Source organism: Paraburkholderia sp. BR10954 (assembly GCF_040965775.1).
Classification (GTDB): Bacteria; Pseudomonadota; Gammaproteobacteria; order Burkholderiales; family Burkholderiaceae; genus Paraburkholderia; species Paraburkholderia youngii.
The window spans coordinates 60,475-71,999 of the sequence record NZ_JBFRCK010000010.1; the positions used below are offsets into that span (position 1 = coordinate 60,475).

Here is an 11,525-nt window from a genome sequence, read left to right on the forward strand (position 1 = left end):
CAGCGTTTTGCATCGCACGCTTTGTTCGAGGCGCACACGTGTCCTTCGTTTTGCTTTCAGATGCTTTCACCTCAAGGAGAACGTATGATCCGCCTGCCTTCCGTCCCTTCCGTCCCTTCGGTCGCTTTGGCCCGCATCGCCGCCGCTGCCTGCTTCGGCGGTCTTCTGACGGCCGCCTCGGTGGCCAGCGCGCAGAGCGCCGCGCCCGCGGACGCAGTCCGCCTGCATGCGGCCGATCAGACATTCGTCGCGGACGGCACCAAAGCCGTCGCGACGCAGCGCGACGCCGCGCGTATCGCCACCGCGCGTTCGGCCGATCGCGACGTGAAGGCGTTCGCCGAGCGCATGTCGGATGACGACGCGAAGATCACCGACGCATTGCGGGCGGCGAGTCCGCGCGGTGTCGACGTGCCGAAGAACGATCCCGACGAGGCCGTGCTCGCGAGCATCAACAATCTGCGCGGCGCCGACTTCGACAAGAGGTATATCGAGCAGGTCGCGCTCGCCGGTGAGCAGAAAGCGTTGTCCGCGTTCCAGGCGGAAATCGCCTCGGGTCGCGACGAGAAGTTGAAGGCCGCGGCGAAAGAGGCGTTGCCGACGATCCAGCAGCACTACGCGATGGCGCAGGAACTCGCGAAGCGCAAGCATCTGTCCGTGGCCGCGCAATAAGCGGCGTCACGTCGCGACGCGGCGGCGGTACTTCGAATACAGGCTTTTCAGCGATAATCGTGCGCTTCATCCGACGATTCTTCGCGCCTTCGATTCCAGGTACCGCATGAGCAAGCAAGCCAGTCTGCCGCAACAGTTGGACCATCTGCTTCGACAAGCCGTCGCGCTTCAACAGAACGGCGCGCTCGTCGAAGCAGAGGAGATGTATCGCGAGATTCTCGAACTGAAGCCGAAACACGGCGACGCGTTGCGCTGGCTCGGCGAACTCGCGCTGCAAACGGGCCGCTTTCAGGAAGGCGTCGATCTGCTGAAGAAGGCGCTCGCTGTGAACGCGAGACAGCCGGCCGTGCATTCGAATCTCGCCTATGCGCTGAACGCGTTGCAGCGTCATGACGAAGCGCTTGCGTGCGCCGAGCGGGCGCTCGTGATGCAGCCGAAATTCGCCGATGCATTGAACAATCGCGGCAACGCATTGGCGGCGCTGCACCGTCCGCTCGAAGCGCTCGCGAGCTACGAGCGCGCGCTTTCTATCGCGCCGGAGTTCGCGCCGGCCTGGAACAATCGCGCATGCGTGCTGCGCGATCTCGGCCGTTATACCGATGCACTCGATAGCTGCGACCGGGCGCTCGCATTGCAGCCCGGCTATCCGGATGCGTGGAGCAATCGCGGCAACGTGCTCGGCGATCTGAACCAGCCGCACGAAGCAGAGCGCTGCTACCAGCGCGCGCTGGAACTCTCGCCTGGTTTCGTCGATGCATGGAATAACCTCGGTCTCGCGCAGATCGATCTGAATCAGCGCGAACAGGCGTTGTCGAGCTATCAGCGCGCGCTTGCGTTGAATCCGGCGTCGGTCGAAACGCATTGGAACCAGGCGCTGTGCCTGCTGCAAATGGGCCGCTTCGAGAGCGGCTGGCGCGAATACGAATGGCGTTGGGAGCGTAGCCGCATCAAGGCCGGCCGGCGCGCGTTCGCGCAGCCGCTGTGGCTCGGCGATTTTGCGCTCGACGGCAAAACGATCCTGCTGCATGCGGAACAGGGCCTCGGCGACACGCTGCAATTCTGTCGCTATGCGACGCTGGTTGCGAAGCTTGGCGCGAAGGTCGTGCTCGAAGTGCCGGGTCCGTTGTTGCGGCTGCTGTCGACGCTCGATGGTGTCGATCAGTCGATCGAAGCGGGCCAGCCATTGCCGCCGTTCGATTGTCATTGCCCGTTGCTGAGCTTGCCGCTTGCGTTCAGCACCAACGAAGCGAGCATTCCGGCAGCCACACCGTATCTTTTTGCGCAGCCAGCGGCCGTCGGCGAATGGCGCGAGCGTATCGAACCGCACGGCAACACCAATGCGGATGGCAACGCAATCAAACCGCTGAATGTCGGCCTGGTCTGGGCCGGCGAGAACCGCGCGCAGGTCGCGGAACTGCGCAAGATCGATGCGCGTCGCTCGCTCGCGTTCGAGCAATTCGCGCCGCTCCTCGACGTGCCGAACGTGCGCTTCTTCAGCGTGCAGAAGGGCGCGGCCGCAGCGCAACTCGCCGAAAGCGCCTACCGTGAACGCGTCGCCGATTACACGGAGCTGCTGCACGATTTCGCCGATACCGCCGCGCTCGTCGCCAGTCTGGATCTGGTGATTTCGGTCGACACGTCCACCGCGCATCTGGCCGGCGCGCTCGACAAACCGGTCTGGATTCTGAACCGCTTCGACACATGCTGGCGCTGGCTGCTCGAACGCAGCGACACGCCGTGGTATCCGTCCGCGCGTCTATTCCGTCAACCGCAGCTCGGCGCCTGGGACTGCGTGATCGACGCCGTGCGTGATGCATTGGCCGATCTGAGCGCGTCGCCTTCATGACGCCTTCTCGCCGACGCGCGTAGACTGAATCTCCGTTCATCGACGGCAATGTCACGGAGATTCTGCAATGGAATACAGACATCTGGGTGCATCGGGGTTCAAGGTGCCAGTGTTGAGTTTCGGCACCGGTACCTTCGGCGGCAAGGGTGAATTTTTCGAGGCCTGGGGCGCGACCGACGTCGCCGAAGCGCGGCGTCTGATCGACATCTGCTTCGACGCGGGCGTCACGATGTTCGACACCGCCGACATCTATTCGAAGGGCGCGTCCGAGTCGGTGCTCGGCGAAGCGCTGAAAGGCAAGCGCGACAAGGCGATCCTGTCGACCAAGGCGACCTTCCGTTTCGACGGCGATCCGAACGGCGTCGGCTCGTCACGCTTCCATCTGATCAACGCGGTCGATGCGGCGCTCAAGCGTCTGCAAACCGATTACATCGACCTGTTCCAGTTGCACGGCTTCGACGCGAAAACGCCGATTCCCGAAGTGCTATCGACGCTCGACGACCTCGTGCGCGCGGGCAAGATCCGCTATGTCGGCGTGTCGAATTTCTCCGGCTGGCATCTGATGAAGTCGCTCGATATCGCCGACCGCTACGGCTATCCGCGCTACGTCGCGAATCAGACCTACTACTCGCTGGTGGGGCGCGACTACGAGTGGGAGCTGATGCCGCTCGGCGTCGACCAGGGCGTGGGTGCGGTGATATGGAGTCCGCTCGGCTGGGGGCGTCTGACCGGCAAGCTCAAGCGCGGCCAGCCGCTGCCCGAGACGAGCCGTCTGCACAAGACCGCCGAATCGGGGCCGCCGGTGCCAGAAGAGTATCTGTTCCGCGTGCTCGACGCGCTCGACGAAGTCGTCGCCGAAACCGGCAAGACCGTGCCGCAGATCGCGCTGAACTGGCTGCTGCAACGGCCGACCGTCGCGACGCTGCTGATCGGCGCGCGCAACGAGGAGCAACTGCGGCGGAACCTCGGCGCGGTCGGCTGGAATTTGACGGCCGACCAGGTCGCGAAGCTCGACGCGGCAAGCGCGGTGCGCCCCGCGTATCCGTACTGGCATCAGGAAGGCTTCGCGGAACGCAATCCGAAGGCGGTTTGAGCGGCGAATCGATCACGTTCCAGGCGCCGCAACCGGCGCAATGCAGCGGTCCAGCGCGGCAGCACGCTGGACCAGCGCATCCCATCAAGCCAAACCGCCATTGGCCCGCAACGTCTGCCCATTGACCCAGCCCGCATCCGGGCCGACCAGAAACGCGACCACGCCCGCCACGTCTTCCGGCTCGCCGAGGCGTTGCAGCGGCGGCATCTTCGCGAAGGTTTCGATCTGCTCGTCGGTCTTGCCTTCGAGGAACAGCGCGGTCGCGATCGGTCCCGGCGCGACCGCATTCACCGTGATGTTGCGCCCGCGCAACTCCTTCGCGAACACGCGCGTGAATGCTTCGACGGCCGCCTTGGTCGCCGTGTAGATGCCGTAGCCGGGCAAGTTCAGCGCGAGCACGCTGGTCGAGAAATTGACGATGCGTCCGCCGTCGTTCAGGCGCGCGGCCGCTTCGCGCAGCGTGTTGAAGGTGCCGCGCACGTTGATGTCGAAGGTCTGGTCGTACAGCGCGTCGGACGTGTCGGCGAGCGGCGTGGGCTTCATCACGCCCGCGTTGTTGACGAGCACGTCGACCTTGCCGAATTCGCGTTCGGTGATCTCGAACATGCGACGCACGTCGTCGGGCTTCGACACGTCCGCTTGCACTGCGACCGCCTTGCCGCCGGCTTCGCGGATCGCGCCGACGAGCGCGTCGGCTTCTCCCGCGCTCGATGCGTAGTTGACGGCGACCGCGTAGCCGTCATTCGCGAGGCGCTGTGCGATCGCCGTGCCGATGCCGCGCGATGCGCCGGTGACGATGGCGACTTTCGGTTGTTGGTTCGTGCTCATGATTCGTTTCCTCACAGAAGGGGTGGTGGATCGGTGAGGTGAATGATGAAGGCTTTCCGCGTCGAGATAATCCGGTTAGACTCGCGATCATCATTCCATTCGCTTTAATAATCCGCCGATATGGACCGTTTCGAGGAAATGCGGGTGTTCGTGCGGATCGCCGAGCGCCAGAGCTTTACGCGCGCTGCCGACGATCTGCAAATCCCGCGCGCGACCGTCACCAACCTGATGAAGCGCCTCGAGCAGCGGCTCGGCGCGCGGCTGCTCGAACGCACCACGCGCACGGTGCGGCTCACGCCTGACGGCGACGCGCACTACCAGCGCTGCGTGCGCCTGATCGCCGACATGGAGGAGGCGGAGGGGGCGTTCTCCAATGTCGCGCCGAAGGGACTGTTACGCGTGAACGTGCAGGGCACGCTCGCACGGCACTTCGTGGTGCCGGCGCTGCCCGCGTTTCTGGAACGCTTTCCCGACATCGAACTGATGATCGGCGAGGACGACCGGCTCGTCGACCTCGTGCGCGAGGGCATCGATTGCGTGCTGCGCGCGGGTGTACTGCAGGATTCGTCGATGGTCGGGCGGCGCGTCGCGCAGCTTCAGCAGGTGACGGTCGCGAGTCCTGCGTATCTGGCCGCGTATGGCGAGCCGGCCGATCCCGGCGCGCTGTCGACGCATCGCGCGGTCAACTACGTGTCGAGCGCGACTGGCAAGCCGCTGCCGCTCGAATTCCGCGTCGACGGGCGGGATACCGCGCTCGTGCTGCCGTCGGCGGTGTCGGTCAGCGGCGCCGAACTGTACGCGGGCGCGGCGATCGCCGGACTCGGCATCGTGCAGGTGCCGCGCTACCGTGTCGCTGACGAACTGGCGGCCGGACGGTTGCGCGTCATTCTCGCGGACTATCCGCCGCCGCCGATGCCGGTGTCGGTGCTGTATCCGCAGAACCGGCAGTTGTCGTCGCGGGTGCGGGTGTTCGCGCAGTGGCTGCGGGAGATTTTCGAGCCGGTGAGTTGAAGAAGCGCAAACGCAAGGTAATGCTTTGACGTGGTTAACACCTGTACATCTGCGTCTCGCATAGTGTCATTCTCAAGCGCGCAGAAAGCCACCCGTGAGCGAGGGTGGACGCACAGAACGACCGGGGGATCTGATGATGAAGCGTTTTCGTTCGCTGGGTGTGGCGACTGGCGCGGCGCAATTCGCCAGCGCCGACATCCTCGGCCGGATCAGCACGGCGTCGCGCCGGCCAGGTGCCGCGCAGACCTTCGATCTGATTCTCGAACCGCGCCCGTGGCCCGGGCCCGCCGCGCCCGATGCGACGGACGCGCGGTTCAAGATCCACATGCTCGACACGATGCGCGCGTTCGAAAAGCGCGGTGTGGACGCGATCGTGCTGCCATGCTTCCTCAGCCACACCTTCATCGACGAACTCACGGCCAACGTCACCGTGCCGGTCGCCAACATCATGACCGCGTTGTCCGAGCATACGCGGCGTAACTATCCATCGGCGCGGCGCGATGGCGCCCGGCGCATAGGCGTGCTGACGTCGTCCGCGATTCGCGCGAACGGGCTGTTCGAGCGTTACTTTGAAGCCGGCCAGTTCGACGTGTGCTATCCGCGCAACGATACTGGTTTCGATTGCGTGACGAGCGCCGTCTTCGGCGACGAGGGCATCCGCGCTGGCCGCCTGCAAGGGCGGCCGGTCGAGTTGCTGCGCGCGGCGTGCGCCGACCTGGTCGCACAGGGCGTCGACGTGATCGTGCCGGGGCTCGCGGAAATCGGCCTCGTGCTGCGCGCGCTCGGGCCCATCGAGGTGCCGCTCGTCGATTCGAACCAGGTGTACGCGCGCTATGTCGCGGCGGCGCGGTACGCACAGCCGCGGCGGGCGTTCCGCCTCGGCGTGGTCGGCGGCATCGGGCCGGCCGCGACCGTCGATTTCATGGGCAAGGTAGTGCGCAACACGCCGGCCGCGCGCGATCAGGACCATATCCGGATCATGGTCGAGCACAATCCGCAGATCCCGGACCGCACCGCGGCGCTGTTCGGTCGCGGCGACGACCCGACGCTCGCGCTATACGCGGCCTGCAAGACGCTCGAAGAGGGCGGCGCGGATGTGATCGCGATTCCGTGCAATACCGCGCATGCGTTCATCGAGCGGCTTCAGCCGGCGCTGCGCGTGCCGATCGTCAATATGCTGACCTGTACCGCCGATTACTTGCGCGAGACCTTTCCGGGTCTGCGCGAAGTGGGCATGCTGGCCACCTCGGGCACGCTCGCGAGCCGCGTCTACGAACAGGCGCTCGACGCGCGCGGCTTGGTGCAGATCGCACCGTCCGCGGCCGCGCAAGCGCGTCTGATGAACGCGATCTACGGGCCGCGCGGCGCGAAGGCTGGGCATACATCGGGCGAATGCTGCGACGACCTGGCGGCGGCCGTCGACGATCTGGTCATGCGTGGCGTGCAGGTCATCGTGCTCGCGTGCACCGAGCTGCCGTTGCTGTTGCGTGAGCAAGCGCTCGCGTGTACTGGCGGGCGGGTGGTGCGACTCGTCGATCCGACCGACGTGCTGGCGAGGCGTTGCGTCGAGTATGCGCTTGGCGATAGTGCCGCGCGCGAGACCCTGGCGGGTCGCGCGGTGCTGGCGGTGACAGGGTGCGCGTCGCCGAAGGAAAGCGCGGTCGGCTAACGAGGTATTGTCCTCCCAGTGTTCAATTACGGTTCGCGAGAGCAAGTCTCGCCTGCTTTCGGCCATGTATCGGCCCGTTTCCGGTGGTGTTATGCCTCTTGCATGAAGCAAGATTGATGAACCACCACCGTGCGCGCGTGGGTCAATCCTTCGCCCACGCAGCGGCCATGGCAACCGCAAAATCGCGGTAAGACCTGGGCGGGCGTCCCAGTAGGGTCGACAAGCGCCCGATCTGTTCAGTCGAAGCCACGGCACCGTCTTGTTGGTATCGCTGCATCATCAAGCGCATGTCATACGCCAGCCACGCCGGCGCGACTGACTTCAAACGCTGCTCGAGAATATCGAGATCGTCACCGCCATGGCGAACAGGGCGTCCGAGTGCATCCGCCCAGATACGGACAATGGATTGCGCCGTCAGCGCGTCCGGGCCGACCAGTTCGTAGGTTTCTCGCGGTAGCGGGCTGGCAGCGAACTCGCGCCGCAGCAACTCTTTGGCTGCTGCCTCTCCGATATCGCGAACGTCCACCATGGAAATGCCCTTCTCGCCAATCGGCATCCCATAGATGCCGTGCTTCAGCAACGCATCTTTCTGCCGCACATCGTTCTGAATGAAGTACGCGGAACGAAGCACAGTCGCCGGCATGTCGCACTGCTCGATCATGCGCTCGACTGCGTGCTTGCTCGTGAAGTGTGGCACGTCGACAAACTCTGCGCCCCTGAATACGGACAGATACACCACGCCATTCACATGCGACTCTCGCGCGATGCTCAAGGCCTGCAGCGCCTGAGTCAGTTCGTCTGCGGCGTTTGGCGCCAGCAGGAACAGCGTGCTGATGCCCTTCATGGCTTGCCGTACCGAATCCGCATCGGACAAGTCGCCTCTGATTGCCCTGATGCCGTCAGCAAATTGGGCTTTCTGGGGCGAACGCGTCAGGGCGTGCACCTGAACTCCACGGCCTTGCAGGTGTTCAAGAACTTGCTTACCCACTGTGCCCGTACTTCCAGTAACAAGAATTGTCATGACTGTCTCTGTAATGAAAGGCCCAAAGCGGCCCGGTGAAGACAGGTTACTCGTTCCGAATTTGAGCTGATAGATATAGAATCGAAACATATCGTCTCAAAAATGGAACCTCGATGAATTTAATGGCGCTTTCTGATTTCAATGCGGTCGCCACGCACGGCGGCTTCGGCCCAGCTGGCCGCGCGCTGGACCGGCCCAAGGCCACGCTATCGCGGCATGTAGCAGAGCTGGAAGACGAACTCGGAGTGAGGCTGATTGAGCGCGGCTCGAGACGAATGCGCCTGACGGAAGATGGCATCGCACTCCATGAGCGCACTCGAGGCCTTCTGGCAGAGCTTGAGGAGGCGGGCGACGCGGTGGCCTCGCGTGCGCCCGTCGCGCGTGGACGGCTACGCATCAGTGCTCCCATCGTTTTCGCGCACGTCGTGCTGTGCAGGATCGCTGCGCGCTTCGCGTTGGCCTACCCGCAGGTCGAGGTCGAGATTGTCGCGGAAGATCGTCTCGTGGATCCGGTGGAAGACGGCTATGACCTCGTGATTCGTGTCGATCCGCCGCGAGACGATCTGCTCGTGGGAAGGCGCATTCTTGATGATGAGCGATGGCTTGTGGCAACGCCGGCCGTATCGGTTCCTGCGATGCGCAAACAGGATGTGAGCCCGTTTCCGGTCCCGGCGGTCTTGTCGGCGGCTGCGCCATCGGCAGCGATCTGGAGCGTACGGATGAAATCCAAAGGTACAAAGACATTTGAGCCGATGCCGGTCCTCCGGCTATCGTCGCTACTGATGGTGCGCGAGGCCGTTCTCGCCGGCGTGGGAGCGGCGATGTTGCCGAGACTGCTAGTCGAAGAAGATGTGATGGCCGGACGACTCGTCTGCTGGGGTAAAGAAGAGGGTTCTCCGGTGGAGATATGGGCGCTTTACCATTCTCGTCGGCTGTTGAGCGTCAAGGTCAGAGCATTCCTGGATGCGCTTCTGGAATTACCCGCGCGAGCGTGAGGAAACGTGGCGGTGTGCGACGCAGTTCCGCACCAAACAGTGGACATTCGTGGACACATGATTTTAGGGCGCCACCTTACGCATTCCGGTAGGTGTTTGGTGAACGGTCGCGTGTTGGCATTGCAGGCATCTGCGATGGTATTTAGGCGATCGCTCACGCTGCGCAAAACGTCCCTTGTTTCGGACATCAGGTGTTGGGCGCGCTAGCCAGATTTACCCCGGTAACGTAAAGAAGCCGACGGCGATTCACCGAAGTGCCGCTTATAGTCCAGTGAGAATCGGCCGAGATGCGCGAATCCCCATCTGGTTGCGACCTCAGTAATTGATGAGGCGTTGGATGCTTCCATGGCGAGCAAATCGGCTCGGACACGTTCGAGACGCAACTGTCGCACATAAGCCATTGGGCTGAGGCCATAGTAATTCCTGAATCCGGCGAACAAGGTGCTGGCGCTGACGCCGGCGTGCTCCGCAAGTCGCTCGATGGTCAAGGGCTCCTGCACGTTTGCGCGAATATACTCCTCGACACGTCGAACGAAAAACGGCGCGAGTGCGCCGACGGAATGACGAAGTCCAGGCCGGGCACTGTTCGGTTGGCCGTATAGCAACGCATTGATCAGAGTGGACTCGAACTGACTGAAGGCCAGCGGATTCCGCAGTGGGTGGTCCGGGAAACTCAACACGTCCGCCAACGACGGCAGCAGTTGCATCACGCAAAGGCCACCGGGGGATCCCAGTTGCAGTTCAGGATCGAATTCCACCGGTCGCCTGAACGCCTCTCCCAGATGTTGCTCGCAGTGACGCTCTATCGTCCCACGTTCGATTTTCAGGAGAACTTGGGGACACGCGTCGCTCCAGTGCATCCGTAAGGGCAGCGACGGAGACAGGAAGGACGCTACGAGCGCGGACGAAACGAACCGCTTGTTGCCGCATTCGATTTCAGCATTGCCATGAACCGGAATCTGCAGCAGGAAAAAGCTCTCCAGGTGTCCAGGATCTATGGTCACCTCGCTCCCATAATCGAGCAGATTCAGCGAGAGATCGCCATACCGCGCGTGGTGCATGCGTCCAAACAGGCGATGGGAGCCGCCCGCCAACTCGAGTCCGTGCGGCTTGAAGATGCGTCCGACGCTCGCGCGGACTTCCTCCAGGTCGTTTGACTGAAGCAGAAGGTTGTCGCGATTGAAACAGGGCGCGGTTGCCAGCCGCTGCCCATCGACACCGAAGGCCGACCAGTGCTCCATCAGTTACTCCACTAAAAGCCCGCACGTGCTTGTGCGATGCAACACGTTCGCGTCTTCGCGGAATCGTCGTGCTATTCGGATAGTACTGCGAGGATTCGGATATCGCTGTCGCATTACCTGCTACATCACTCTTCGCGCTGGCAATAAACGGGCCATTTCCTTTTGATCGTAGTGAAATCCGCGTCCCTCCACATCGGCAAATACCCGAGACGCGGGTCCACAAATGTCTGGCCCGGACGAAGTCAATTTCTGGACTCTCCGGACATCGATTGGATTCAGCGGATAGATCGGCGGGTGCCGGCGCCCCATGCTTTGATCATGGCCCCAGCGCCTACGGAGGTGTGCCATGGCATCCGAGCAGTTCAATGCGAGAGTCGACAGGACCGTCGTGCGGGTCGGATCTGAACGCGTGCGATCAAGATCTCTGCCGACCGGCATTGAACCGGATGAGGGCAGCCACATTGTTGCGCGCCGTTCCGCATACGACCATCACGGCATCTATGTGGGAAATGGAAGGGTGGTGCACTACGCCGGTCTCTGCAGATCTCTGCACCGAGGTCCGGTGGAGGAAACCACGATCGAGTGCTTTGCCTCAGGTCACCAAATCGCGGTCGTGCAGAACTCTATGGCGAGATACGTCGGCGCCGATGCAGTTCGCCGCGCCCGCTCGCGACTGGGCGAAAACCGCTACCGGCTGCTGAGCAACAACTGCGAGCATTTTTGCAACTGGTGCCTGTATGGGGAAAGCCGAAGTGAACAGGTGGAAGCATGTGTCGCCCATCCCCTGCGGGCGCTGCGCGCCTTAGCGATCCTTTTCCTCCAGACCTTCGGACCGAGACTGCACAGCGTGGACTGCACCGCGCGCGCAGTGTGATCGATATCCCGCGGAGAACGACATGTGCGCCCCGGAAAAATCCCTGCGTGGCCAGGTTGATAAATGGCTTGCGCCGACGAACGGAATGCGCATGCGTGTGATTCAGTTCAGTCGGCTCTCGCTGCATCGCAGACGCTATGTATGCGTTGAGGCGTCGGGGCCGATGGGGACGTTAGCACTTTTCTTCTTCAGACATGACGACAGATCGTGGCGGGTCTATCCGCCTGAGACGCCAAGACCTGCGATGGCCCCCTGGCTGTGACTTGCACACGAACCAG

At 63.1% G+C, this 11,525-nt stretch carries 11 protein-coding genes; 8 read left to right on the forward strand and 3 right to left on the reverse strand.

Annotation, left to right across the window (positions count from 1 at the left end; all coding sequences use genetic code 11):
* Positions 1 to 84 precede the first annotated feature (84 nt).
* From AB4Y34_RS16500 to AB4Y34_RS16510, 3 genes are all read left to right on the forward strand, one after another.
* Positions 85 to 669, forward strand: coding sequence for a DUF4142 domain-containing protein (locus AB4Y34_RS16500; protein ID WP_368716627.1), 585 nt, complete (start codon positions 85 to 87; stop codon positions 667 to 669).
* 106 nt (positions 670 to 775) lie between these two features.
* On the forward strand, positions 776 to 2,515 hold the full coding sequence (locus AB4Y34_RS16505) for a tetratricopeptide repeat protein (protein WP_368716628.1): 1,740 nt from the start codon (positions 776 to 778) through the stop codon (positions 2,513 to 2,515).
* Between the two features lie 67 nt (positions 2,516 to 2,582).
* The gene (locus AB4Y34_RS16510) at positions 2,583 to 3,608 is read left to right on the forward strand and encodes an aldo/keto reductase (RefSeq protein WP_368716629.1); all 1,026 of its coding nucleotides are present in this window, start codon (positions 2,583 to 2,585) and stop codon (positions 3,606 to 3,608) included.
* An 84-nt stretch (positions 3,609 to 3,692) separates the two neighbouring features.
* Here AB4Y34_RS16510 and AB4Y34_RS16515 read toward each other — a convergent pair whose 3' ends face one another.
* On the reverse strand, positions 3,693 to 4,436 hold the full coding sequence (locus AB4Y34_RS16515) for an SDR family oxidoreductase (RefSeq protein ID WP_368716630.1): 744 nt from the start codon (positions 4,434 to 4,436) through the stop codon (positions 3,693 to 3,695).
* Positions 4,437 to 4,556: 120 nt separating this feature from the next.
* On the opposite strand from AB4Y34_RS16515, the gene AB4Y34_RS16520 reads away from it, so the two are divergent.
* Both AB4Y34_RS16520 and AB4Y34_RS16525 read left to right on the forward strand, forming a co-directional pair.
* Positions 4,557 to 5,447, forward strand: a complete 891-nt coding sequence (locus tag AB4Y34_RS16520) for a LysR family transcriptional regulator (RefSeq protein WP_368716631.1) — start codon at positions 4,557 to 4,559, stop codon at positions 5,445 to 5,447.
* 136 nt (positions 5,448 to 5,583) lie between these two features.
* Positions 5,584 to 7,116, forward strand: a complete 1,533-nt coding sequence (locus AB4Y34_RS16525; protein ID WP_368716693.1) for an amino acid racemase — start codon at positions 5,584 to 5,586, stop codon at positions 7,114 to 7,116.
* 142 nt (positions 7,117 to 7,258) lie between these two features.
* Here the strand turns inward: AB4Y34_RS16525 and AB4Y34_RS16530 are convergent, their stop codons facing one another.
* Positions 7,259 to 8,137, reverse strand: a complete 879-nt coding sequence (locus AB4Y34_RS16530; protein ID WP_368716632.1) for an SDR family oxidoreductase — start codon at positions 8,135 to 8,137, stop codon at positions 7,259 to 7,261.
* A gap of 113 nt (positions 8,138 to 8,250) precedes the next feature.
* On the opposite strand from AB4Y34_RS16530, the gene AB4Y34_RS16535 reads away from it, so the two are divergent.
* Positions 8,251 to 9,132, forward strand: a complete 882-nt coding sequence (locus AB4Y34_RS16535; protein ID WP_176378094.1) for a LysR family transcriptional regulator — start codon at positions 8,251 to 8,253, stop codon at positions 9,130 to 9,132.
* A 203-nt stretch (positions 9,133 to 9,335) separates the two neighbouring features.
* Here the strand turns inward: AB4Y34_RS16535 and AB4Y34_RS16540 are convergent, their stop codons facing one another.
* Positions 9,336 to 10,373, reverse strand: a complete 1,038-nt coding sequence (locus tag AB4Y34_RS16540) for an AraC family transcriptional regulator (protein ID WP_368716633.1) — start codon at positions 10,371 to 10,373, stop codon at positions 9,336 to 9,338.
* A gap of 346 nt (positions 10,374 to 10,719) precedes the next feature.
* On the opposite strand from AB4Y34_RS16540, the gene AB4Y34_RS16545 reads away from it, so the two are divergent.
* Together AB4Y34_RS16545 and AB4Y34_RS16550 are read left to right on the forward strand one after the other, a co-directional pair.
* The gene (locus AB4Y34_RS16545; RefSeq protein WP_176378092.1) at positions 10,720 to 11,247 is read left to right on the forward strand and encodes a lecithin retinol acyltransferase family protein; all 528 of its coding nucleotides are present in this window, start codon (positions 10,720 to 10,722) and stop codon (positions 11,245 to 11,247) included.
* Positions 11,248 to 11,269: 22 nt separating this feature from the next.
* Positions 11,270 to 11,509 (forward strand): hypothetical protein, encoded by a 240-nt coding sequence (locus tag AB4Y34_RS16550; protein ID WP_368716634.1) that lies wholly within the window; start codon positions 11,270 to 11,272, stop codon positions 11,507 to 11,509.
* Positions 11,510 to 11,525 lie beyond the last annotated feature (16 nt).